General features: G+C 64.9%; 25 protein-coding genes and 1 riboswitch. Of the genes, 9 read left to right on the top strand and 16 right to left on the bottom strand.

The annotated features are described in order from the left end of the window. Position 1: 1 nt before the first annotated feature. The 6 genes from QDT69_RS19785 to uvrC form a co-directional block, all read right to left on the bottom strand. The gene (locus tag QDT69_RS19785) at positions 2 to 1,417 is read right to left on the bottom strand and encodes an EAL domain-containing protein (protein ID WP_279708134.1); all 1,416 of its coding nucleotides are present in this window, start codon (positions 1,415 to 1,417) and stop codon (positions 2 to 4) included. A gap of 174 nt (positions 1,418 to 1,591) precedes the next feature. Continuing rightward, on the bottom strand, positions 1,592 to 2,551 hold the full coding sequence (gene prmB / locus QDT69_RS19780; protein WP_279708133.1) for a 50S ribosomal protein L3 N(5)-glutamine methyltransferase: 960 nt from the start codon (positions 2,549 to 2,551) through the stop codon (positions 1,592 to 1,594). Next, the gene (locus QDT69_RS19775) at positions 2,551 to 3,018 is read right to left on the bottom strand and encodes a molybdenum cofactor biosynthesis protein MoaE (RefSeq protein WP_279708132.1); all 468 of its coding nucleotides are present in this window, start codon (positions 3,016 to 3,018) and stop codon (positions 2,551 to 2,553) included. The genes prmB and QDT69_RS19775 overlap by 1 nt, the downstream gene beginning before the upstream one ends. An 8-nt stretch (positions 3,019 to 3,026) precedes the next feature. Further along, positions 3,027 to 3,278, bottom strand: coding sequence for a molybdopterin converting factor subunit 1 (gene moaD / locus QDT69_RS19770; protein WP_146986872.1), 252 nt, complete (start codon positions 3,276 to 3,278; stop codon positions 3,027 to 3,029). Continuing rightward, complete coding sequence (pgsA, locus tag QDT69_RS19765; protein ID WP_016844474.1) at positions 3,275 to 3,889, bottom strand: CDP-diacylglycerol--glycerol-3-phosphate 3-phosphatidyltransferase; 615 nt, start codon at positions 3,887 to 3,889, stop codon at positions 3,275 to 3,277. The genes moaD and pgsA overlap by 4 nt, the downstream gene beginning before the upstream one ends. 192 nt (positions 3,890 to 4,081) lie before the next feature. After that, positions 4,082 to 6,184, bottom strand: a complete 2,103-nt coding sequence (gene uvrC / locus QDT69_RS19760) for an excinuclease ABC subunit UvrC (protein WP_279708131.1) — start codon at positions 6,182 to 6,184, stop codon at positions 4,082 to 4,084. 264 nt (positions 6,185 to 6,448) lie between these two features. Between uvrC and QDT69_RS19755 the strand changes: the two genes are divergently transcribed. After that, entirely contained in the window at positions 6,449 to 7,072 is a 624-nt protein-coding gene (locus tag QDT69_RS19755) for a porin family protein (RefSeq protein WP_279708130.1), read from the top strand. A 275-nt stretch (positions 7,073 to 7,347) separates the two neighbouring features. Here the strand turns inward: QDT69_RS19755 and QDT69_RS19750 are convergent, their stop codons facing one another. The 4 genes from QDT69_RS19750 to QDT69_RS19735 all read right to left on the bottom strand — a co-directional run bounded on the left by QDT69_RS19750 (position 7,348) and on the right by QDT69_RS19735 (position 10,196). Further along, positions 7,348 to 7,560 (bottom strand): cold-shock protein, encoded by a 213-nt coding sequence (locus QDT69_RS19750; protein ID WP_016844477.1) that lies wholly within the window; start codon positions 7,558 to 7,560, stop codon positions 7,348 to 7,350. A 261-nt stretch (positions 7,561 to 7,821) separates the two neighbouring features. After that, positions 7,822 to 8,682, bottom strand: coding sequence for a 23S rRNA (adenine(2030)-N(6))-methyltransferase RlmJ (rlmJ, locus tag QDT69_RS19745; RefSeq protein WP_279708129.1), 861 nt, complete (start codon positions 8,680 to 8,682; stop codon positions 7,822 to 7,824). A gap of 219 nt (positions 8,683 to 8,901) precedes the next feature. Further along, entirely contained in the window at positions 8,902 to 9,588 is a 687-nt protein-coding gene (locus QDT69_RS19740; RefSeq protein ID WP_279708128.1) for a ribonuclease T2, read from the bottom strand. Positions 9,589 to 9,701: 113 nt separating this feature from the next. After that, complete coding sequence (locus QDT69_RS19735) at positions 9,702 to 10,196, bottom strand: hypothetical protein (RefSeq protein ID WP_279708127.1); 495 nt, start codon at positions 10,194 to 10,196, stop codon at positions 9,702 to 9,704. A gap of 166 nt (positions 10,197 to 10,362) precedes the next feature. Between QDT69_RS19735 and QDT69_RS19730 the strand changes: the two genes are divergently transcribed. Next, positions 10,363 to 10,662, top strand: a complete 300-nt coding sequence (locus QDT69_RS19730; RefSeq protein WP_279708126.1) for a hypothetical protein — start codon at positions 10,363 to 10,365, stop codon at positions 10,660 to 10,662. A 41-nt stretch (positions 10,663 to 10,703) separates the two neighbouring features. Then, on the top strand, positions 10,704 to 11,234 hold the full coding sequence (locus QDT69_RS19725; RefSeq protein ID WP_050424909.1) for a DUF3617 family protein: 531 nt from the start codon (positions 10,704 to 10,706) through the stop codon (positions 11,232 to 11,234). A 120-nt stretch (positions 11,235 to 11,354) separates the two neighbouring features. Here the strand turns inward: QDT69_RS19725 and QDT69_RS19720 are convergent, their stop codons facing one another. The 3 genes from QDT69_RS19720 to QDT69_RS19710 all read right to left on the bottom strand — a co-directional run bounded on the left by QDT69_RS19720 (position 11,355) and on the right by QDT69_RS19710 (position 14,100). Continuing rightward, positions 11,355 to 12,740 carry an ATP-binding protein gene (locus QDT69_RS19720; RefSeq protein ID WP_074130610.1) on the bottom strand — a complete coding sequence of 462 codons (1,386 nt, stop codon included), beginning with the start codon at positions 12,738 to 12,740 and terminating at the stop codon, positions 11,355 to 11,357. Between the two features lie 110 nt (positions 12,741 to 12,850). After that, a complete protein-coding gene (locus QDT69_RS19715) occupies positions 12,851 to 13,573 on the bottom strand; it encodes a response regulator transcription factor (protein ID WP_167529074.1) in 723 nt (240 codons plus the stop codon). Between the two features lie 2 nt (positions 13,574 to 13,575). Next, the gene (locus tag QDT69_RS19710; RefSeq protein ID WP_162240923.1) at positions 13,576 to 14,100 is read right to left on the bottom strand and encodes a MarR family transcriptional regulator; all 525 of its coding nucleotides are present in this window, start codon (positions 14,098 to 14,100) and stop codon (positions 13,576 to 13,578) included. A 355-nt stretch (positions 14,101 to 14,455) separates the two neighbouring features. On the opposite strand from QDT69_RS19710, the gene QDT69_RS19705 reads away from it, so the two are divergent. The 4 genes from QDT69_RS19705 (at position 14,456) to QDT69_RS19690 (ending at position 18,104) form a co-directional block, all read left to right on the top strand. Beyond that, positions 14,456 to 15,535 carry a branched-chain amino acid aminotransferase gene (locus QDT69_RS19705; RefSeq protein ID WP_279708125.1) on the top strand — a complete coding sequence of 360 codons (1,080 nt, stop codon included), beginning with the start codon at positions 14,456 to 14,458 and terminating at the stop codon, positions 15,533 to 15,535. A gap of 169 nt (positions 15,536 to 15,704) precedes the next feature. Further along, positions 15,705 to 17,219, top strand: a complete 1,515-nt coding sequence (gene hisS, locus QDT69_RS19700; RefSeq protein WP_279708124.1) for a histidine--tRNA ligase — start codon at positions 15,705 to 15,707, stop codon at positions 17,217 to 17,219. 114 nt (positions 17,220 to 17,333) lie between these two features. Continuing rightward, positions 17,334 to 17,537 (top strand): tautomerase family protein, encoded by a 204-nt coding sequence (locus QDT69_RS19695; RefSeq protein WP_018269806.1) that lies wholly within the window; start codon positions 17,334 to 17,336, stop codon positions 17,535 to 17,537. 156 nt (positions 17,538 to 17,693) lie between these two features. Further along, the gene (locus QDT69_RS19690) at positions 17,694 to 18,104 is read left to right on the top strand and encodes a hotdog domain-containing protein (RefSeq protein WP_279708123.1); all 411 of its coding nucleotides are present in this window, start codon (positions 17,694 to 17,696) and stop codon (positions 18,102 to 18,104) included. 184 nt (positions 18,105 to 18,288) lie between these two features. Here QDT69_RS19690 and proC read toward each other — a convergent pair whose 3' ends face one another. Continuing rightward, on the bottom strand, positions 18,289 to 19,116 hold the full coding sequence (gene proC / locus QDT69_RS19685) for a pyrroline-5-carboxylate reductase (protein WP_279708122.1): 828 nt from the start codon (positions 19,114 to 19,116) through the stop codon (positions 18,289 to 18,291). A 190-nt stretch (positions 19,117 to 19,306) separates the two neighbouring features. Continuing rightward, entirely contained in the window at positions 19,307 to 19,807 is a 501-nt protein-coding gene (locus tag QDT69_RS19680) for a YbjN domain-containing protein (protein WP_279708121.1), read from the bottom strand. Positions 19,808 to 20,250: 443 nt separating this feature from the next. After that, a riboswitch (FMN riboswitch) is annotated at positions 20,251 to 20,404 on the top strand. 79 nt (positions 20,405 to 20,483) lie between these two features. Between QDT69_RS19680 and QDT69_RS19675 the strand changes: the two genes are divergently transcribed. Continuing rightward, positions 20,484 to 21,065 (top strand): 6,7-dimethyl-8-ribityllumazine synthase, encoded by a 582-nt coding sequence (locus QDT69_RS19675; RefSeq protein ID WP_279708120.1) that lies wholly within the window; start codon positions 20,484 to 20,486, stop codon positions 21,063 to 21,065. A 201-nt stretch (positions 21,066 to 21,266) separates the two neighbouring features. Further along, complete coding sequence (locus QDT69_RS19670) at positions 21,267 to 22,073, top strand: SDR family NAD(P)-dependent oxidoreductase (protein ID WP_279708119.1); 807 nt, start codon at positions 21,267 to 21,269, stop codon at positions 22,071 to 22,073. A gap of 96 nt (positions 22,074 to 22,169) precedes the next feature. Here the strand turns inward: QDT69_RS19670 and QDT69_RS19665 are convergent, their stop codons facing one another. Beyond that, positions 22,170 to 23,123 carry a ribose-phosphate pyrophosphokinase gene (locus QDT69_RS19665; protein ID WP_028344316.1) on the bottom strand — a complete coding sequence of 318 codons (954 nt, stop codon included), beginning with the start codon at positions 23,121 to 23,123 and terminating at the stop codon, positions 22,170 to 22,172. Between the last annotated feature and the right edge of the window lie 46 nt (positions 23,124 to 23,169).

Raw genomic sequence — 23,169 nt, 5'->3', positions numbered from 1 at the left:
GCTAGTTCGGACCGAGCGCGCGGCGCGCCAGCGCGGCGCTGCCGGTTGCGCGCGACGGCGCTGTTGGGCTGGAGACGGATGCTGAAGTGCCGGCGCCATTGAGGTCCTGGGGTTTGGCCTGCGGAGCTTCGGCGGTAGCAGATGCCCCTTCCGGCCGCAACGGCCGCGGCGGTGCGAACAGGAAGCCCTGGCCGAACCGGACATCGTAATCGAGCAGGTCGACCACCGAACGCTCGCCCTCGATCCGTTCGGCGATCAGGTCGATGCCGAAGCGGCCGAGCAGGTCGGACAGATCGGACGGATGGATATCTGACGTCGCGCTCTGCCTGGTGTCGAGCAGCAGTGCCGCCGGCACCTTGATGAAGCGGACGCCGCGATCGGCGAGCTCGCGCGGTTCGAGGCGGAGGTCGCTGACATGATCGATCGAGAACCGGTAGCCGCGCTGCGACAGCGCCGCGAGGTTTTCACTCTCGATCGGGCCGAGATTGCGGAAGGTCGCCTGCTTGAACTCGAGCACGAAGGACGGCGCCAGCGCGCGGTTGGCCTCGAGGAAGTCGAGACACTGGGTGAAATGCGCGGGACTGGCCAGCGTCGCCGCCGAGACGTTGCAGAACACGCCGACATCCTTGCTGCGGATCATCAGGCGGCGCAGCACCTGGACGCAGCGAAGCATCACCATGTGATCGATGCGGCCGATCAGGCCGGCGGCCTCGGCGGCCTCGATGAAATCGTCGGCGGCAAGCACCTGGTCGCGCTCGTCGCGCAGCCGCGTCACCGCCTCGTAGTAGCGCACCTTGCGCTGCGGCAGCGTCACCATCGGCTGCAGGTAGATGTCGAGCCGGTTCTCGTCGATCGCATGCCTGATCGCGGCAACGAGCTGAGCCTGGCTGCGCGAGACCGGCGGCGGAGGCGCAACTGGCGGCGGCGCGAATACGACGGTCGGGGCCGGCGCCACGGGTTGCAGCAGATCGTCGCGCGGCGAGGCGACCGGTACCGGCTGCGCCACGGGAGCCGCTGCCAGCAGATCCTCATGATGGGCGATGGATGCCGCAAGCTGCCGCACCAGTCCGCCAAGCTCGTTGATCTCGCCGGCCATGCCCTGCATGCGGTCGGCGCTGGTGGAATTGGCCGAAGCGATCCGGCCCTCCACCGCGGCCAGCCGGCGGCCGAATTCGGCGACCTGGCGGGCGAGGTCGGCGGTGCCGCGCGACAGATCCGCAATTTGGCCGCCGACATCGCTGCGGTCGCGCAACCGCATCGAGACGGCGTTGTAGAGAATCAGGCAGGTGAGGGCGGTGAGCGCCACGATCGCCGATTCCGATCCGCTGATGCCCGCCGCCGAATACAGGACGAAGCCGAGCGAGGCTGCGACCAGCACCATGCAGATGGCGATGAAGATCGTCGAAATGCGAATCATGTCGCGCGCCCGCGCCCTCCGTCCGAACATCCCCGGCGCGCAAGCTTAGCACCATTGTTGATTCGACGGGCCTGCGATCTTCGGAACCGGCTGGAACTGCACACGATTTCGTTTCGTCCGATCCGGTTCCGCAGTCGGGCTCGGTATTGGTCCGGATCGGCCGCGCCGGGCGGCTCAGAGGTCGGCGGCGGCGATCCAGAACACCTCGCCCTCGGAGTCCTCGGTGTCGAGCCAGAGCAGCGGCAGGTTCGGATAGGCGGCCTCGAGATTGTCGCGGCCGCGGCCGATCTCGCAGAGGAGCCCGCCCTGCGGGGTCAGATGTTGCTTGGCCTGATCGAGCAGGCGGCGGACGATATCGAGCCCGTCAGGGCCGCCGTCGAACGCGATCTTCGGCTCGGCGCGGCACTCGCGCGGCAATGCCGCCATGCCTTCGGCGTCGACATAGGGCGGGTTGGAAATGATCAGATCGTATCTGTTGTTGCCGAGCGGCTTGAACAGATCGCCGCGATGGAGCGTCAGGCGGTCGTCGAGGCCGTGGTCGGCGACGTTGCGCGCGGCGACCTCGAGCGCATCCTTTGAAATATCGACTGCGTCGACCGCGGCGTTGGCAAAATGCCGGGCGGCCAGGATCGCAAGGCAGCCCGAGCCGGTGCAGAGGTCGAGCACGCTCTCGACCTCCGCGGGATCGCCGATCAGCGACGTGCCGTCCTCGTCGCCGCCGAAATGCGAATCCAGCAATTCGCCGATGAAGGAGCGCGGCACGATGGTGCGCTCGTCGACATAGAACGGCAGGCCGCGCATATAGACCTTGTTGACGAGATAGGCGGCCGGCTTGCGCGTCGCGATCCGCCGCTCGATCAGGTCGAGGATCTGCTTGCCTTCGGCAAGCGTCACGCGCGCGGTCGCGAAATTCTCGAACTGGTCGGGATGCAGATGCAGTGTCTCGGAGACCAGGAACGCGGCTTCGGCCACCGGATCGGTGGTGCCGTGCGCGAACACCAGCTTTGCCGCGTTGAAGCGGCTCACCGCGTAGCGCAGGTAATCGAACAGGCTGTGAAGCTCGCCGGCGCCGACCTTCGGCGCTTTCGGCGCGGCCGGGCTGCGCTTTGCCGGCACTTTGCTGCGCTTGGCCATCAGGATTTGGTCCAGCGCGCGGCGGCCGCGTCGTCATGGTCGCGCGCCTCGATCCAATTCGTGCCGCGCGCACTTTCCTCGCGCTTCCAGAACGGCGCGTTGGTCTTCAGATAGTCCATCAGGAACTCGGCTGCCTCGAACGCGGCCTGCCGGTGCGCCGAGGCGGTCACGACCAGCACGATGTTCTCGCCCGGCGCGATGCGGCCGAAGCGGTGGATGATGGTGAGGCCCTGCAGCGGCCAGCGCGCCAGTGCCTCGTCGGCGTGACGCGAAATCTCGGCTTCCGCCATTTCAGGGTAATGTTCGAGCGTCAGCGCGGCGATCGGCTCGCCCTGTTCGCTGCCGCGGCAGATGCCGCTGAAGCTGACCACCGCACCGACATCGCTGCGGCCCTTGCTCAAGGCCGCGATCTCCTGCGCGACGTCGAAGTCGGCTTGCTGGATACGGATGGTCGCAGTAACAGACATGATTGGATTTAGCCGCCGGTCATCGGCGGGAAGAACGCGATCTCGCGGGCGCCGATGATGGCCGCATCCTGCTTGACATGGGCGTGGTCGATCGCGGCGCGGATCACCGTGGGTTTCTCGAACGCATAAGCATATGCATCGTCGCGCGCGGTCAGCCAGCCGATCAGGTCGGCGACGGTGCGCACCTCGGCCGGCGGCTCGACGGTCTCTTCGGCCTTGCCGACGCGTTCACGTACCCAGGCGAAATATTTCAGCTTCATCCCTCATCCTCCTTGATGAGGTGATGGATGCCGGCGCGGAAGTAATCCCAGCCGGTGTAGATCGTGAAGATCGCCGACATCCACAGCAGCACGATGCCGATCAGGGTGGTGGCCGGGAACACCTGCTCGCCGGCTTCGCCGGCGATCAAAAAGCCGATCGCCACCAGCTGGATCGTCGTCTTCCATTTGGCGAGCTTGGTGACGGGTACGCTGACCCGCAAGCCCGCGAGATATTCGCGCAGGCCCGAGACCAGGATCTCGCGGCACAGGATCACGATCGCCGCCCACAGCGTCCAGCCGTGGATCGAATTGTCGGCGGCCAGCATCAAGAGGCTGGAGGCGACCAGCAGCTTGTCGGCGATCGGATCGAGCATCCGGCCGAAGGCGGACTGCTGGTCCCACATCCGGGCGTAATAGCCGTCGAGATAGTCGGTGATCCCCGCCGCAATGAACACGGCAAGCGCCACCCAGCGCAGCCACAGCGGGCCGTCCAGGATCGACTGCCAGTAGACGCAGCCGATCACCACCGGGATGGCGGCGATCCGAGCGTAGGTCAGGATATTTGGGAGGGACATGGTCTTGGTCTGTCCCCGGGTCGTGGCGATGTTCATCCGTTCTACCAATACCGCTGAAGCGAGAAGGTCAACCGTGCGGGCGCCAAAGCGCGGCGAGATTACGCGGAAACGTCATAGCGCCTTAGCTCGTTGTTTAAGCATGATCTTTTCGGACAGCCGCCTCGCACTTTGCCGCATCATGCCCTAGATGCCCTGTCGCAGGCGACGCCCTGATGACTCGCCTTTGGTTTAACCCGGCTGGGCGTGGAAAAACTCGAAAATCTTGCGGGCGCTCTCGGCGCTGACGCCGGGAACCTTGCCGAGGTCGGCGATCGAGGCCCGCTCGATCTCCTTGAGCGTTCCGAAGTGGTGCAGCAAGGCACGTTTGCGCGACGGGCCGATGCCCGGGATCTCCTGCAGGCCGGCCTCCCGGATGTCCTTCTTGCGCAGCTTGCGGTGCGAGCCGATCACGAAGCGGTGGGCCTCGTCGCGCAGCCGCTGGATGAAATACAGCACCGGGTCGCGCGGCTCCAGCTTGATGGCCTCGCGGTCCGGCATGAACAGGGTTTCGCGCCCCGCATCCCGCTCCGGCCCCTTGGCGACCGCCATCAGCGAGACCCCGGTCAACCCGAGATTTGCGAAAATCTCCCTGACCGCGTTGAGCTGGCCGCGGCCGCCGTCGATGATGACGAGATCGGGCCATTGCGGGAACGACTCGTCGTCCGCCTTGTCGTCGACCTTGGCCGCCTCGCCCTCCGGCGGCTTCAGCAGCCGCTTGAAGCGGCGCTCCAGCACCTCGCGCATCATCCCGTAGTCGTCGCCGGGCGTCAGCCCTTCCGACTTGATATTGAACTTGCGGTACTGGTTCTTCATGAACCCGTCGGGTCCCGCCACGATCATCGCGCCGACCGCGTTGGTGCCCTGGATGTGGCTGTTGTCGTAGACCTCGATGCGCCGCAGCGTGTGCGGCAGGCCGAGCGTCGTGACCATGCCTTCCAGCAGCCGGCTCTGGGTTGCGGTATCGGCGAGCTTGCGGCCGAGCGCCTCGCGCGCATTGGTCAGCGCGTGGCCGATCAGCTCCTTCTTCTCGCCGCGCTTGGGCACCGAGACCTCGACCTTGGATCCGGCCTTCACCGACAGCGCGTCGGCAAGCAGCGTGCTTTCCTCGATCTCGTGCGACAGCAGGATCAGCTTCGGCGGCGGCTTGTCGTCGTAGAATTGCGCGAGGAAGGAGGACAGCACCTCCTCGGGCGTAAAACTCTTCTCGGCCTTCGGGAAATAGGCGCGGTTGCCCCAGTTCTGGCCGGTGCGGAAGAAGAACACCTCGACGCAGGAATAGCCGCCTTCCTGGTGGATCGCGAACACGTCGGCCTCTTCGACCGTGCGCGGATTGATGCCCTGCTGCGACTGGATCGCCGACAGCGCCGCAAGGCGGTCGCGGTACAGCGCCGCGGTCTCGAATTCGAGCTCGCCGGAAGCCTTCTCCATCTCGGCCGCGAGCAATTCCTTCACCGCGTGGCTGCGGCCGGACAGGAATTCGGTCGCCTCGCGCACCAGCTCGCTATAGCCGGGGAAGTCGATCTCGCGCGTGCAGGGGCCTGCACAGCGCTTGATCTGATAGAGCAGGCAGGGCCGGTTGCGGCTCTCGAAGAAGCCGTCGGTGCAGGAGCGGATCAAGAACGCGCGCTGCAGCGCCGTGATCGTGCGGTTGACCGCGCCTGCATTGGCGAACGGGCCGAAATAGCGACCAGGCCGCGACTGCGCGCCGCGATGCTTGAGGATCTGCGGCGCCCAATGGTCGCCTGATATCAGAATATAGGGAAACGACTTGTCGTCGCGCAGCTGCACATTGAAGCGCGGGCGGAGCTGCTTGATCAGATTGGCCTCGAGCAGCAGCGCCTCGGTCTCGGTCATGGTCGAGACGATCTCGACATGCGTGGTCGCTGCGATCATGCGCAGGATGCGCGCCGGCAGCGGCGCGTTGGCGCGCGCATAGGACGACAGCCGCTTTTTGACGTTCTTCGCCTTGCCGACATAGAGCACGTCGTTGGCGGCATTGAGCATGCGGTAGACGCCGGGCGAGGTGGGGGCAAGGCGGACCGCGTTCTCGATCGCGGCGTGCCCGACCGAGAGCGTCCCCTCGGCGACCGCCTCGGTGGTGTCCTCGGCAGCCTCGGGCAGACGCGCGTCATCCTCCTCCTCGGCGGCGGAGGTCTCGGGATCGACATCGCTTGTGTCGAGCGTCAGGTCGTCCTGTGGCAGGTCGGACTTTGAACCGCGCCGCGGCTTGGAGACGGCCTTGAGGTCAGTCTTGGCGGCCGGCGTCGGGCGCTCGGGAGAATCGTGAACCATGGGCCGTAAACTAAGCGCTTGGGAGACCGCTCGCCAGCGTTGGCGGCACCGGAAAACAGCCCCGATCGCAGCAGGTTACCGACCCCGCGCCGCGGCCGCGACCGGTGGGTAACACATTGTTAAGACTGATGAGCGGGCCGGTAACCGGGCTTAACAGCCCTTTAACTTAAAACTCTCGATAAACCTTAGCGAAAAAGTGGAATTCCGTAACCACGCCGGCCCTGGGGCCAGCGGGCTGCGGCAGTTGCGTGGTGGAGAGTAGCTATGACCCGGTTGGTTGCGCGTGCGCTGGCACTGATCGTCGCAGGCTGGACGACCTCCGCGGCGTCGGCCGATCTCAACTACGGTTCGCCCTACACCGTTTATCAGCCGCTCAATGCCTATAGCTGGGCCGGCCCCTATCTCGGCGGCAACGTCGGCTATGGCTGGGGCTCGGTCGAGAACAACCCGACCAAGCCGTCCGGCTTCGTGGGCGGCGTGCAGGCCGGCTACAACTTCCAGAACGGCTCACCTTGGGTGTTCGGTTTCGAGGCCGATATCCAGGGCTCCACGGCCGACGACCGGTTTGCGCCCTGGAAATTCTCAAACCCGTGGTTCGGCACCGTGCGCGGCCGCGCCGGCTATGCGGTCAACAACGTGCTCTTCTACGCGACCGGCGGTCTCGCCTTCGGCGAACTGCGCGGCGAGACCTTCGGCATGACGGAGAGCCACACCAACGCGGGCTTCACCGTCGGCGCCGGCGCCGAAATGGGCTTCGCACCGAACTGGAGCGCCAAGATCGAATATCTCTACGTCGATCTCGCCAACAGCAACTTCACGGTCACCGGCGGTGCGTCGAACGGCTACAGCTTCAGCCTGGTTCGCGCCGGCATCAACTATCACTTCTGAGAACAAGAAAACGTCTGATCTCAACTCCCGGTCGCGCCTCGCGCGGCCGGGTTTTTCTTTGCGCAGGTCAGGGCGACATCGCGCGCGGCAGCGTCAACGCCACGGCATCAGCGCAGCCGGCCGGTCGGCCGCACGCATCTGATATGCGGGCACCGTCAGTCGCGTCCGCATCATGCAGGCGGTCATGCAGCGAGCGCGAGCCACGCGCCCGGCAATCAACTCACACGCAACGCTTCATTCGCCGTTCAAGACGAACCGCGCATCGCGAGGGTTCGTCATGAAACCACCAGGTTGACGGCTTTCGGGCCCTTGCCCTTCTTGTCCGGTTCAACCTCGAACGTAATGCGCTGTCCTTCAGTCAGGTCCTTCAATCCTGCACGCTCGACAGCTGTGATGTGAACGAACACATCGCGGCCGCCATCATCAGGCTTGATGAAGCCGTAGCCACGCTCTCCGTTGAAGAACTTGACTGTCCCAGTCATGGCCATCGGGAAACTCCTCCCCCGTATTGCTCCACCGCTACGCGCACGCCGCGTAGCGGTTGACCGACATTCGCTTGTCGGAAGCTTGGCCACCTGGACAGGCCGGCGTCACGCCGCCGGTCTGCCTGGATTTTATTTCGGCCTTGTCACTCCGCCGCAACCATTCGCGGAAGCGGAACGTAAAGCCAGTCGTAACAGGATGAGCATAATACGGTTCCGCGCAAATTGCCTATGCTCAAAATCGAACTTTTCAGTGGGTGCTACCGATCAATGTTTAGGCGTCTCGAGTCTGAAGCGTGCCGCGCCGCCCTGACCAAGCGGCTTCTCGAGTTCGGGCAGGATGATCTTCAGCTCGTTCACCAGCGTCCACGGCGGATTCACTATCAAAAGGCCGGTTGAAACGAGGCCCGCGTCGGATTCTTGCGGCGCCACACTGAATTCCAAACGCAAGAATTTGCCGGCGGGCCTGCTGCTTGCTGTTGCAGTGGCCACGCTGCGCGCGAGGTCGTCGGTGGCCCTCCGGGATTTTACGGGGTACCACAAAAGGTACGCGCCGGTCGGCCACTTCGCATACGCTTCCGCAAAAGCACCGGCCAGCCGCTCGAACTCATCCTTCGCTTCGAACGGCGGATCGATCAGCACCAGGCCGCGCCGCTCGTTCGGCGGTACGAATGCGGGCAGCGCCATCCAGCCGTCGAGATCGACGACGCGCGCCTGCGCGTCGCGTCGCAACGCATCGATCAACTGCTTGCGCGCGCCGGGCTCGAGCTCGCAGGCCGTCAGACGATCTTGCGGACGCAGCAGCGCCCGCGCGATCAGCGGCGATCCCGGATAGGTTTTCAATTCGCCTCTCGGATTGAATGCCCTGACGATGTCGAGATAGGGCCCGATCAATGGCAATGCCTTGTCGGAGAGTCGCGCCTGCATCAATCGCGCGATGCCGGTGAGCCATTCGCCGCCGCGCTGCGCTTCGCTGGACGTCAAATCATAGATGCCGGCGCCGGCATGGGTGTCGATGACGCGGAACGGCGCCTGCTTCTCCTGCAAATAGGTGAGCATGCGCACCAGCACGATGTGCTTGATGACGTCGGCAAAGTTGCCGGCATGAAAGGCGTGACGGTAGTTCATGCTGTTATCGCGCTGCGCTCCTGAGGGTGCGCATGTTGTACTTCGTCACGCCCGGCCTGTCCCGGCCTTCGCTCAAGCTTCGGCGAGGTTAACGTCAGAGCTCGGCGAAGCCGGCTCCCGAGCATCTGCGCCTCGTCTCGCCGGTTTCGTGACGGCGCCGACGACCGTGACGCTCCGCGCGACGACGCGCGTCCACCCGGCCATGACGTGGAGCAGGCTTCAGCCGCCGCGAACCGGCGGCATCAGCACCTGATCGCGGCGGCAGGCGCGGCGATCGATTTCCTCGCAGGACCGGAATTGCAGATCCTTGCTGAGGCAGATCCGCACTTCGCTGAGCCGCTTGCTGTCGCAGGTCACCGAGATCGCGGAGTTGCTGAGCCCCGGATTGGCCTTGATGAACGCCGCCTCGAGTTCATCGGGCGCGACCGTCTTCGGCTCCGACAATTGCAGGAATTCCTCGGGGATCTTCACCGCGGCGCGAGCCTTGCGGATGGCTTCGAAATAGGCGCGCTCGCCGAGCCCGGAGCAGGTGCCGTGCTTGTCCCACTCGTTGTAGATCAGTCCGGGCGCCGGCATCAGGTCGAGCATCGAGGTCATGATGTTGCGCGCCAGCCGCGGTGAGGGCCGCTGGCAGTATTCCGGAAAGCCGCGCTCATATTGCGGCCACAGGCCGTGCACCACGAAGGAGTAGGGCCGTCCGCCGCACTGCGCCTGCGTGCCGCGTCCGTTGTTGCCGCGCTCGCTCGCCGCCTCGCAGAACGACGGCGACCAGGACAGCGACAGCACGTAGAAATCGAACTCGCCGGGCGCATTCTGGCGGCGATCCTGGGCCGAAGCCCCCACCGCTCCGGTCAGAACAAAGGCAATCGAAATCAGAAATCGGGAAATTGTAACCAACCGAGGCATCAAACGCTCCCCTCACGCGACCGTTCGGAGCCTAGCAGGCCGCCGGAACATTTCAAGAACAAAAGCCGCCGTCTGAATGGCGGCGGCTTCCGTTTTACCAATCCGGTCGGAGATCAGGGCCGGGCGGCCTTGCAATTCGGATTATAGGCCCAGTTGCGGTCGAGCCCGGCGACGCACCATTCGACGCCAGGGGCGACGCTCAGAGCATCGCTGACGCCGGCGAAACCGCCATCCTCGATGATCGAATAGTGCACCTTGCGCACCTTCCCGTCGCTGAGCATAGCATCGCCCGAGCAATAGCGGCGCGGAATGTTGTCGGACTGCCAGGGGCGGAAGGCGGTTTCGTGAATCCGGCTGAAACCGGTGATCACGAGCGGCGAATTCCAGAAGGTGGCTTCCTTCTCATGGAATTGATCGCTGATCACGCTGAGCGCCCTTTCGCAGGGCGCCACGTTGCCGTCATAGCGCGGTCCGGACAGCCAGAAATTCAGCTCGAACGGATTGGCCGCCTGGGCCGTGCCCCCGAAAGCCAGCATGCCGACCAGGACTGCGGCGCCGAGACCAAGCTTATGGCCGAGTTTGTTGCGGGAGTTGAACAGGCTGCGCATGGGAATCCACCCGATTATCCGATGCGCCGGACGGTGCCGTGAAGCCCCGGCAAGGTCAAGTGCAGCGCGGCAACACCTGCCGAGAAGTCCACCTTTAGCTGCCGGCTCGTTCTTTTCACCGTCGCCGGCGCACTCTATGTTGGCACCAAGCGAAATGGAGTCTGCGATGCGAAGGAAATTGGCCGCGTGCCTGGTTGCCGTTTGCGGGATGCTGGCCATTGGTCCGGCGCAAGCCGACTGGATGCAGCCGGTGCCGCCGTTCAAGGGCAATGATACCGGCGGTATCATCGCCTATAGCCTGGCGACCCAGACCGACGCCCGGCAACTCGCCGTCGATCACTGTGCCTCCTACGGCAAGGTCGCCAAGTTCCTTGCGGTGCAGCGCTATCCGGGCGGCTACATCTCTTTCGCCTGCCGCTGGGTACCCTATGGCTCGGCGCAGAGGCCGGTGCGCACGCTCTACTGAGCGCGCTCCATATCCTAATCGTTCAGCCGGGAGCTAGCCGCATGACCCGACAGCTTGCCTTGCTTGGCTCTGCCGTTTGCCTTGTCCTGTCCACTGGCGCTGCAAGCGCCGTCGACCTGCCGATCCGGAAAGCCGGTCTGTGGGAGATGAAGATGGTGCGTACCGGCGGTCCGATGCCGGAAATCACCATGCAGCACTGCACCGACGAGACCACCGACAAGGAGATGAGCGCTGCCGCCTCGCCGATGGCCAAGGAAGTCTGCTCCAAGCAGGACGTCCAGAAGACCGCGACCGGCTATGTCAGCGACAGCGTGTGCAGCGTCGCCGGCATGTCGATGCAGAGCCATGCCGAGATCGTCGGCGATTTCAATTCCGCCTACACGGTGAAGAGCACCTCGCATGCCGAGGGCGGCGCGGCGGGCTCCCGCGACACCACGATGACCATCGAGGCGAAATGGCTCGGCGCCTGCAAGAGCGACCAGAAGCCCGGTGACATCATCATGCCCGGCGGCATGAAGATGAATATCAAGGACATGGAAAAGCTGAAGGGCCTGCTGCCCAAGCAGAAGTAAGGCGCAGCGCCTTCGACTGCTGCCCGCGCGTTCGAACACGGCCTCTCATCGCGAGAGGCCGTGGCGTTTTGGCACCGCCATCATTGCGCGCAGGCCTTGTCCTACCGCTGGTAGCTCAGGCTACACCGGCACCCGCACCTGCGCGCGCAGGCCGCCCATCGGGCTTTCGCCGAGCATGATATCGCCGCCATGCGAGCGCGCGATGTCGCGGGCGATCGCAAGCCCGAGCCCGCTGCCGCCTTCGTCCTGGTTGCGGGCATCGTCGAGCCGCAGGAACGGCTTGAACACTTCCTCGCGCATGGCGGGGGGAATGCCGGGGCCGTCGTCATCGACCGTGATGTTGAGATAGCGGTGGTCGCGCTGGCCGGTGATCGAGATCGTGTTGGCGTGGCGCGCCGCGTTGGAAACGAGGTTGGCGAGGCAGCGCTTGAACGAGGCCGGCTTCACTGTGACCACGGGCAGGCCGTGGAATGCGACGGTCGCGGTGTGGCCGTGGCGCTCGGCGTCGCTGCGCAGCTCCTCCAGCGCCATCGCCATGTCGGTCGGCTGCGCGACCTCGCCGGAATCGCCGCGCGCGAAGGCGAGGTAGTCCTCCAGCATCATCGACATTTCGTCGACGTCCTTGCGCATCGCGTCGATCTCGGGACCTTCGCCGATCAGGGCGAGCTCGAGCTTGAATCGGGTCAGGATGGTGCGCAAATCGTGCGACACGCCGGCGAGCATCGCGGTGCGCTGCTCGATCGAGCGCTCGACGCGCGCCTTCATCTCGATGAAGGCCTGTGCCGCGCGCCGCACCTCGCGCGCGCCGCGCGGCCGGAAGTTCGGCGCCTCGCGGCCCTTGCCGAAGCTTTCGGCGGCGTCGGCGAGCCGCAGGATCGGCTTGATCTGGTTGCGCAGGAACAGCACGGCGACGATCAACAGGATCGTCGAGGTGCCGAGCATCCAGAAGATGAAGATCTCCGAATTGGAGGCGTAGGCCGCGCTGCGCTGGGCGAAGATCCGCATCACGGAATCGTCGAGCTGGACGCGGATCTCGACCAGATTGGACTTGCCGACGGTGTCGATCCAGAACGGACGGCTGATCTGGCGGCCGAGCTGCACCGAGAGAGTCTGGTCGAGCAGCGAGAAGAACGGCTTCGGCCCCGGCGGCGGCATGTCGCCGGCGGGGAGGAAGTCGACCACCAGCTGCAGCTTCTGGGCGATGTGGCGAAGCTGGGCGCGGTCCTTGTCCTGCGGATAATTCTTGTAGACGTCGATCAGCGCGGCGATGTCGGACACCACCGCGGCCGACAGGCGCCGCGTCACCGTGTTCCAGTGCCGCTCCATGAACACGAACGCCACCACGGTCTGCAGGATCACCATCGGCACGATCATGATCAGCAGCGCGCGGGCGTAGAGGCCGGTCGGCATCCAGCTCTTGAACGCATTGCCCATCCAGCCGTTCGCCTTCGAGACGCGCTGCGAGGCGTTCTTGATCAGGGTCAGGCCGGAGTCGAGCGTGCTCATGCGGATGCTCTAAAGCATGATCCGGAAAAGTGCGTAGCGGTTTTCCGACAAGATCATGCTCAAATGAGGACCTGAAGCGCGATGAAGATTCATTACAATCTCATCGCGCTTCAGGGTGAGGCAACCAGGCGATAGCCGATGCCGCGCACCGCCTGCAGGAACAGCGGATTGGCGGGATCGTGCTCGATCTTGCGGCGCAGGCGGTTGATCTGCACGTCGACCGCGCGTTCGTTGACGGTGCCGCCAGAGGTCAGCTCGGCGCGCGGCACGGTCTCGCCGGGAGCGCTGGCGAGGATGCGCAGCATCTCGCGCTCGCGGTCGGTGAGATGGATGATCTCCTCGCCCTGGCGCAGCTCGCTGCGTTCGATGTGGAAGATGTAGGGGCCGAATGCGATCTGCTCGACCACCGTGACCTGCGGCGGCGCGGTGCGCTTGAGAATATTGCCGATGCGCAGCACCAGCTCGCGCGGCTCGAACGGCTTGGCGACGTAGTCGTCGGCGCCGATCTGCAGGCCCTCGATGCGGGCCTCCGCCTCATGGCGGGCAGTCAGCATGATGATCGGCACCGTCGAGGAGGTGCGGATGAAGCGGGCGAGGTCGAAGCCGTTCTCGCCGGGCATCATCACGTCGAGGATGAGCAGGTCGAAATGCAGCCCGAGCAGCTTGGCGCGCGCGTCGGTGGCGCTCATCGCCGTCGTGACACGATAGCCCTCGCCGGACAGAAAGCGCGACAGCAGGTCGCGAATACGCCGGTCGTCGTCGACCAGCAGAAGATGCGGCGCGTCGTCGGCCGGCTCGACCGGCGCGCGCATCATGGTTGCAGCCTGCACCAGGTTCACTCCCTTGTTTTCTTGCCGCCGCCGAAGATCGCTTCGAGCACCTTGTCGGGATCGTCGCGGTCGATCATCGCGCGGAGGAACTGGCGAACGGTCTCGACGCCGGCCGGATCGATCCCGGCGATCGCGCGGTTGATGCGGTCGGTCTGCAGCCCTGCGAGCTTGGCGACCAGCGCCTCGCCCTTGGGCGTCGCGTAGAGCAGGCGCTGCCGGCGATCGTTGTTGCCGGTCTTCTGCACGATGTAGCCCTCGTCCAAGAGCTGCTTGAGCACGCGCCCGAGCGATTGCTTGGTGATGCGCAGGACGTCGAGCAGGTCCGCGACCTTCAGGCCGGGATAGCGGGTGACGAAGTGGATGACGCGGTGGTGGGCGCGGCCGAAACCGAATGCCTCCAGCTCCTGGTCGGCGTCGCCGACAAAGTCGCGGTAGGCGAAGAACAACAGCTCGATGATGTCCCAGCGCAGGTCGCGTCCGCCCGCCGCAGGAGCGTGATCGTCTCCCTGCGAATCGGGCTTGGCAGCCATGCCTGAGAAATTTATGTCAGTCATATTGACGTATCTTGGGTTCAATGTTACAAAACTGCCTGTCACGACGAAACATTAGGTCGTTTCGTTCCCGACAGCGTTTGAGTCGGCCTGAAAGAGCCTGTGAGGCGGTTTGGGCCGCAAATTGGACTACCGTGCGATTGTCGAGCGGCATTTCGGCAAACATACTGGACTTCAGCATTCCGCAAAAGCATGTCTAAACGGCATGTTGGCGATGGAAACCGGCCCGTGAGGCCGGTGGTGGTGAAGTCCGGGCCAGCCGAGCCTGATGGCTCCGGGGGAAACAGGCCGGCGCCCGGTATGGCGCCGGTTCCGACAGCGGAAAGCAAGAAAAATGACTTTGAAATTCGACATCCAGCCTTCGCCGAATGCGACCTCCGACAAGGATCGCGCGGCGAAGCTCGTGGACCCGGGCTTCGGCCGCGTCTTCACCGACCACATGGCGATCGTCCGCTACAGCCAGGGCAAGGGTTGGCACAGCGCCCGCGTCGAGGCACGCGCGAATTTCCCGCTCGATCCGGCCGGCGCGGTGCTGCACTACGCCCAGGAAATTTTCGAAGGTCTCAAGGCCTACCGGCGCGATGATGGCGGTGTGAACCTGTTCCGTCCCGACGCCAATGCCCGCCGCTTCCACGATTCGGCCGAGCGCATGGCGATGGCGCCGTTGCCCGAGGATGTGTTCATCGACGCGGTCGAGCAGCTGGTGCGGATCGATCGCGCCTGGATCCCGGGCGGCGAGGGCAGCCTCTATCTGCGGCCGTTCATGATCGCGAGCGAGGTCTTCCTCGGCGTGAAGCCGTCGGCGGAATACATCTTCTCGGTCATCGCATCGCCGGTCGGCTCCTATTTCAAGGGCGGTCCTGCGCCGGTGTCGATCTGGGTGTCGGAGAATTACACGCGCGCCGCGATCGGCGGCACCGGCGCCGTCAAGTGCGGCGGCAATTATGCCGCCAGCCTGCGCGCGCAGGCCGAGGCGATCGAGCGCGGTTGCGACCAGGTCGTGTTCCTCGATGCGGTCGAGCGCCGCTACATCGAGGAGCTCGGCGGCATGAACGTCTTCTTCGCGTTCGACGACGGCTCGTTGCTGACGCCGCCGCTCGGCACCATCCTGCCCGGCATCACGCGCGACTCGATCATCGCGCTCGCCAAGGATGCCGGCACGCGCGTGCGCGAGGAGCCTTACACGATCCAGCAGTGGCGTGCCGACGCCGCCAGCGGCAAGCTGAAGGAAGCGTTCGCCTGCGGTACCGCCGCCGTGATCTCGCCGATCGGCAAGGTGTGCTCGGCGAGCGGCGATTTCCAGATCAGCGGCGGCGTGGCCGGCCCGGTCGCCATGGGCCTGCGCAAGAAGCTGGTCGACATCCAGTACGGTCGCACCAACGATCCGCACAACTGGATCAGAAACGTCCAGTAACGGACGAGGCATCATTCCGGGATGGTCCGTAGGACCAGACCCGGAATCTCGAGATTCCCTGGTGCGCAATTGCGCACCTGAGGTTCGCGTCTTCGACGCGCCCCGGAATGACGGTGCGACAAGGACGGTGCCGGTTGCCGCCTCGCGCGTCCGCTGGTAAATGCCCGCCATGGCCGAAAAATCTAAAAAACCCCAGAAACTGAAGGCGCGCCTGCCGCGCGGGCTGGAAGATCGCGGCCCGGCCGCGATCAATGCCACGCGGGCGATGGTCGAGAAGATCCGTGCCGTCTACGAGCTGTACGGCTTCGAGCCGGTGGAGACGCCGGCGATGGAATATACCGACGCGCTCGGCAAGTTCCTGCCCGACCAGGACCGGCCCAACGAGGGCGTGTTCTCGTTTCAGGACGACGACGAGCAGTGGATCTCGCTGCGCTACGATTTGACCGCGCCGCTGGCGCGCTATGTCGCGGAAAACTTCGACGCGCTGCCGAAGCCGTATCGGTCGTATCGGTTCGGTTATGTCTTCCGCAACGAGAAGCCCGGTCCCGGCCGCTTCCGCCAGTTCATGCAGTTCGACGCCGACACGGTCGGCTCGGCGACGCCGGCGGCCGACGCCGAGATCTGCATGATGGCGGCCGACACGATGGAAGCGCTCGGCATTCCGCGCGGCTCCTATGTCGTGAAGGTGAACAACCGTAAGGTGCTCGACGGCGTGCTTGAGGCGATCGGTCTCGGCGGTGAAGAGAATGCCGGCCGTCGTCTCACCGTGCTGCGCGCGATCGACAAGCTCGACAAGTTTCCAGCCGACGAGGTTCGCAAGCTGCTTGGTCCCGGACGATGGGATGGCGGCGAAGAGGGCAAGGGCGACTTCACCAAGGGCGCTGAGCTGAGCCCGGCGGATGCCGATATCGTGCTGGCCGTCACGCAGCAGCGCGATGATTGGAAACAGGCTATCGCTGCGGCCGAGACCTATCTGGCGAAGAGCGAGGTCGGCCAGGCCGGCGTGAGCGAGCTCGAAGAAATCGCAAAACTGGTCGCGGCGTCCGGCTATGGCTCAGATCGCATCCGCATCGATCCCACCGTTGTCCGCGGCCTCGAATACTACACCGGCCCGGTCTACGAGGTTGAGCTGCTGCTCGACACCAAGGACGAGAAAGGCCGCCCGGTGCGGTTCGGCTCGGTCGGCGGCGGTGGCCGCTATGACGGCCTCGTCTCGCGCTTCCGTGGCGAGCCGGTGCCGGCAACCGGCTTCTCGATCGGCGTGTCGCGGCTGCAGGCCGCGCTGACCATGTTCGGCCAGCTCGATACACAGGCCGAATTCGGCCCCGTCGTCGTCACCGTGTTCGACCGCGACCGCGTCGCCGACTATCAGAAGATGGTTGCGCAGCTGCGCCAGGCCGGCATTCGTGCCGAACTCTATCTCGGCAATCCGAAGAACATGGGCAACCAGCTCAAATATGCCGACCGCCGCAACTCGCCTTGCGTGATCATCCAGGGCTCGGACGAGAAGGCGCGCGGCGAGGTGCAGGTCAAGGATTTGATCGAGGGCGCCAAGGCGGCGGCTGCGATCGCCTCCAACCAGGAATGGCGTGAAACACGTCCGGCGCAGTTCTCCTGCGCCGAGGCCGATCTGGTCGCGAAAGTCCGCGAGGTCCTGGCGCGGCATGACGTGGCGTGGGGATAGCTGGTTTGTCATGCGCGGGCTTGACCCGCGCATCCATCTTCAAAAAGATGCAGCGCCCGCCAGACCGGCAAGTGACCGGCTTTGCGCGTCAACGACAACCAGGGAGACATACCAATGCCTGAGATCACCGTGAGCATGGCCGCCGGCCGTACCGACGAGCAGAAGCTCGGCATGATGCGCGACATCACCCAGGCGCTGGTGAAGAATCTCGGCGTCGATGCCGATGCGGTCGTGATCCAGATCAACGAAGCGCCGCTGCATCACAAGATGAAGGGCGGCAAGTCGTTCGTCGAGCGCGCGGCTGCGGCGAAGAAGTAGCTCACCTTCGTCGTCCCTGCGAAAGCAGGGACCCATAACCACCGATGCCGGTTGTTGTGTTCGCTGGGGCCCCAGCCTTCGATCAATTGATATTTGTGGTTATGGGTCCCGGGTCGCGCTTCGCTTGCCCGGGACGACAGTTTTCCTGAGGCACCAATGGACGCACGCGACTTCATCAAGATCGGCATGAACGCCGAACGCATGCTGGTGGTGCCGCCGGAACGCACGGTCGGGCATTTCGTGCCGGGCATGCCGATGGTCTATGCGACGCCGATGATGATCCTGGAAATGGAGATGGCGTCGGGCGATGCCATCCGCGCCGCGCTGCAGCCCGGCTGGGTCACGGTCGGGACCGAGGTCGATATCCGTCACTTCGCGGCAGCGCTCGTCGGGGCCACGGTGCGGACCACCGCAAAGGTGGTCGCGGTGGAGCGTCGTGTGATCCGCTTCGAGGTCGAAGCGTTCGAGGGCACGCGCAAGCTCGGCGAAGGCCGCCACGCCCGCGGCCTGATCAATGTCGAGAGCTTTAATAAGCGGCTGGCCGGGACATCGGGACAAGCGGGGTAGGCCAATCGCTGATGCGCTCCGGTCCGCTTGCTCGAACGTCATCCTGAGGAGCGCGCAGCGCGTCTCGAAGGATGGGTCACGGGCCCGTGCACCCTTCGAGGCTCGCTTCGCGAGCACCTCCAGCGACATCGGCTGCGCCGATGCGCGGGGGTGACGGGACAACGGGTGGGAAGTAGGCGAGAAGTTACTTCGCCAATTCCTTCGAGCGTCGCGTTGCAGCGGCGATGGCGCGGGTCATCAGCGGCTGCAGGCCGTCATTCGCCATCAACACCTCGAGCGCTGCGGCGGTGGTGCCGCCAGGCGAGGTGACATTCTGCCGCAACGTCGCCGACGGCAGATCCGAGCGATGCAGCAACTCGCCGGAGCCGGCGACGGTCGCGCGCGCCAGCGTGGTCGCGAGCTGCTCGGGCAGGCCGGCCGCGACGCCGGCGCGTGCGAGCTCTTCGGCGAGCAGGAAGACATAGGCCGGGCCGGAGCCGGAGACCGCGGTCACCGCATCCATCAGGCTCTCATCGTCGACCCATTCGACGAGCCCGGTCGCCTTCAGCAGTGCATCGGTCATGGCGCGCTGCGCGGCGGTGACGCGCTTTGACGGCACCGCGACCGTGATGCCGCGGCCGATTGCCGCCGGCGTGTTCGGCATCGCGCGCACCACCGCGCCGCCGACCACTTCCTCGAGCGCTGCGATGGTCGTACCGGCCATGATCGAGACCACGAGCGTCGAGGGACCGACCAGCGCCTTCAGCGCGGCGCCGGCGTCGCGGAACGATTGCGGCTTCACCGCGACGACAAGCGTGTCGACCGTGCCGAGATCCGCTGCCTGCGGATTGAGCCGCACGCCCTTCGCGGCGAGCGCGGAGATCTCCGGCGACAGATGCGGATCGATCACCGCGAGCTGCGTGGGCGCAAGCCCCTGTGCGAGCCAGCCGGTCAGCATGGCGCCGCCCATCTTGCCCGCGCCCGCAAGCGCGATGGTGCCGGAAGTATTTTTCAGTGCGCTGCTTGTGCTCACAGGTGCCACCACTCGTCGTCCCGGCGAAGGCCGGGACCCATAACCACAGATGGTTCTAGTGATGCGAGGAAGGGGCCACAAGCAGTTTGCGCGAGCCCCGAGGTCACGGAGTATGGGTCCCGGCTCCCGCGCACAATTGCGCGCTAGGCCGGGACGACGCAGAATGTGAGGGAGCAGCTGAACGAAGCCCTTACGCCTCGCCCTCGGTATCGAACATCGCGGCGGCCATCGCCTCGGCGGTCGACTTGCCGGCCCACACCACGAACTGGAACGCCGGATAGTAGCGCTCGCAGGCGTGGATCGCGTTGACCACCATGGCCTCGCATTGCGAAGTGGAAGCGGTGAGGCCGCCGGGCAGCACCAGCGCCTGACGATGCATCACCATGCCGGTGTGGGTCCACAGATCGAAATGACCGACCCACAATTGTTCGTTGATCGCGGCGACCAGCCGCTGCACCTCGGGGCGGCGCGCCTGCGGCATCTTCATGTCGAAGGCGCAGGCGAGATGCAGCGCCTCGATCTCACCCATCCAGGTGAAGGAGAGCTGATAGTCGATCCAGTCTCCTTTGGAGACGATCGTCACCTCGTCTTCGCCGGAACGCTCGAACGCCCAGTTGTTGTCGGTGGCGATATCCTCGACCACCGCAAGCGGGTTGTTCCGGGAATCGATAATGCTTTCGAGGAGGGACATGCCGTCTCGGACCTTGTTCTTATGATCGCTTGATACGCACACGGAAGCCGGCACTTGCGACATACTGCGTCGTGGCCGAGTGCAGTTCCTGAAACGGGCTTCCGGATGCCCCTGGACCTGACGCCGATGAAGTGATGTGATTTGCGGAATCCGCGCAACCGCACGCCGAGTCCGTCCACAGCCAAAGCGCGCATCGTCCACAGCTGATCTCCGCCACACTTGTGATTTTGCGAACAAATCGGAATCTTCGTGGTCGGTAAACGATTTGTTAACCATTTGCCGGCGCTTCGCCGCGCGTGTGAATCAGCCCTTCCGGCGCTCACACCACTCTGCAAGAGCCGCGGCGCGCTCATGGGGACATGCCGTTTCCCCATGCCAAAGGCCTTGCCCGGCTGTCGCGGTTTGGTCATATTTCGTCTCAGGCGCGTCCATCCCGGGCGTGCCGATGTTCTCAGGGCGGGGTGAAAATCCCCACCGGCGGTAAGGGTGATGAGCCCAAGCCCGCGAGCGCCTTTTTCCGCGAAGCCGGAAAAAGGGTCAGCAGATTCGGTGTGATTCCGAAGCCGACGGTTACAGTCCGGATGAAAGAGAACGGTTGCGGCAGCCAACGCGATTTTTCGCGTGGGCTCGTGTCGTTGTCCGTATGCCCTGATTCTGGTCCTGAAAGAGGAAAGCCATGAATCAGATGTTGCAAGACACTGAAGTTCAAGACGCTGAAGTCCAAACCTCCCAAGCAGAAAGCGCTTCCGACACGCCGGTAATTCCGCCGGCGCCGGAGCATCCGCACTTCGCCAAGCCGCAGCGCGTTGCCTTCGTGCAATCGTCCTGGCATCGCGACGTGGTGGAAGAGTGCCGCATCTCCTTCCTGAAGGAGATCGAGGCGCGCCACATCACCAATGTCGATGTGTTCGAGGTGCCGGGCTCGTTCGAGATCCCGCTCCATGCGCAGCTGCTGGCGAAGACCCGCCGCTACACCGCGATCGTCGCGGCCGGGCTGGTCGTCGATGGCGGCATCTACCGCCACGAATTCGTCGCCGACACCGTGATCAAGGCGCTGATGGATGTGCAGTTGCGCACCGAGGTGCCGGTGTTCTCGGCGGTGCTGACGCCGCAGCAATTCCACGAGACCGAGGTGCATTACGAGTTCTTCCGCAAGCACTTCGTGATCAAGGGGATCGAGGTCGCGGAAGCCTGCGCCAACACGCTGCTCAGCCTGGAACGTTTGCGCGGCCAGGTCGCGGCGGGGATACCTGGATAAAGCGCGTGATCCGGACCCGGAGGGCCGCGTTAGCGCAAAGTGTGAAGCGGTTTTCCGAAAAGATCATGCGCAAATAACAAGAGCACCAAGCGCTCCAGTCCTGACGCAAAAGCGATTCCGGCATGCGTGCCGGGATCGCTCTCGCGCGCTGTGCGTTCGGTTATGCTTGCCGCCATAAATCAAAATGCGCGGGAGGCGCCCATGACCGAACAACATTCCTCCGACTGGCTCGGCCTGTCGGGCCGCGTTGCCGTCGTCACCGGCGGAGGCGGCGGCATCGGCCGCGCCACTGCGGTCAGCTTCGCGCGCGCCGGCGCCAAGGTCGCAGCGCTCGATCGCGACGAGCGTGGGCTGGCGGAGACCAAGGCAAAGCTGCGCGAGTTCGGCGACGGCCATCTCGTCGCAAGCTGCGACACCACCAGCGAGGATAACGTCGCGGCCGCAGCTGACACCGTCGCGCGCACGCTTGGTTCATGCGGCATCCTCGTCAACACCGCGGCGGTGCTGCGGCCCGGCGGGCTCGATACGCTGCCGCTCGCCGAATGGAATGCGGTGCTGGCGGTCAACCTCACCGGCTATTTCATCTGCGCGCAGGCGTTCGGCCGTCAGATGCGCAAGGCCGGTCGCGGCAGCCTGATCCACGTCGCCTCGATCGCCGCCAGCAACGCGCAGGGGCAGAGCGGCGCCTACAGCGTCAGCAAGGCAGGCGTCGTGATGCTGTCGCAGCAACTCGCCGCCGAATGGGGGCCGCACGGCATCCGCAGCAATGTGGTCAGCCCCGGCCTCGTCGTCACGCCGATGAGCCAGGCGTTCTACGATACGCCCGGCGTCACCGAGCGCCGCACCGCCGTGGTGCCGATGCGCCGGATCGGCGCGCCGCAGGACATGGCGGACGCGACCTTGTTCCTGGCCAGCGACCGCTCGTCCTACGTCAATGGTGAGGAGATCATCGTCGATGGCGGCTATGCGCGGACGCTGATGAGCCACGTGCCGCGGCCGGGGTTTTGATGCTCGTCATTCCGGGGCGATGCGAAGCATCGAACCCGGAATCTCGAGATTCCGGGTCTGGTCCTTCGGACCATCCCGGAATGACGGCGTAAACTATCAATCGAACAGGCTCGACACCGACTCTTCCGCCGCAGTGCGGCCGATCGCTTCGGCAATCAGGCCGGCGATCGAGATCTGGCGGATGTTCGGCGCCTTGTTGACCGCTTCGGTCGGCAGGATCGAGTCGGTGATGACCAGTTCCTTCAGCCGCGACGAGGCGATGCGCGCGGCGGCGCCGCCGGACAGGACGCCGTGGGTGATGTAGGCCGAGACTTCCTTGGCGCCGTGCGCGATCAGCGCTTCGGCCGCGTTCACCAGCGTGCCGCCGGAGTCGACGATGTCGTCGACCAGGATGCAATTGTAGCCGGCGACGTCGCCGATCACGTTCATGACCTCGGATTCACCCGGGCGCTCGCGGCGCTTGTCGACGATCGCAAGCGGGGTGTTGATGCGCTTGGCGAGGCCGCGCGCACGCGCCACGCCGCCGACGTCGGGCGACACCACCATCACCTTGGCGAGGTCGAACTTTTCCTTGATGTCGCGCACCATCAAGGGCGCCGCGAACAAATTGTCGGTCGGGATGTCGAAGAAGCCCTGGATCTGGCCGGCATGCAGGTCGAGCGTCATGACGCGGTCGACGCCGGCGTGCGAGATCAGGTTGGCGACGAGCTTGGCCGAGATCGGGGTGCGCGAGCCGGACCTGCGGTCCTGGCGGGCATAGCCGAAATAGGGCACCACCGCGGTGATGCGGCGCGCCGAGGAGCGGCGCAGCGCGTCGGTGATGATCAACAGTTCCATCAGATTGTCGTTGGCCGGAAACGACGTCGACTGCAGGATGAACATGTCCGAGCCGCGGACGTTCTCCTGGATCTCGACGAAGATCTCCATGTCGGCAAAGCGCCGGACCACGGCCTTGGTCAATTCGATGCCAAGTCCCTTGGCGATGTCCTGCGCCAGCGCAGGATTGGAGTTGCCGGCGACGAGCTTGATTGATCCGTTTTTTGCCGACATCGATGCTTCCCCCCGCGCCTTGCTGGATACGACGTTCAGCATCTCA

Origin of the sequence: Bradyrhizobium sp. CER78, from assembly GCF_029846235.1 — a bacterium.
Classification (GTDB): domain Bacteria; phylum Pseudomonadota; class Alphaproteobacteria; order Rhizobiales; family Xanthobacteraceae; genus Bradyrhizobium.
Note: the sequence above shows the minus strand (reverse complement) of the source record. Positions and strands in the feature narration are given on the sequence as shown.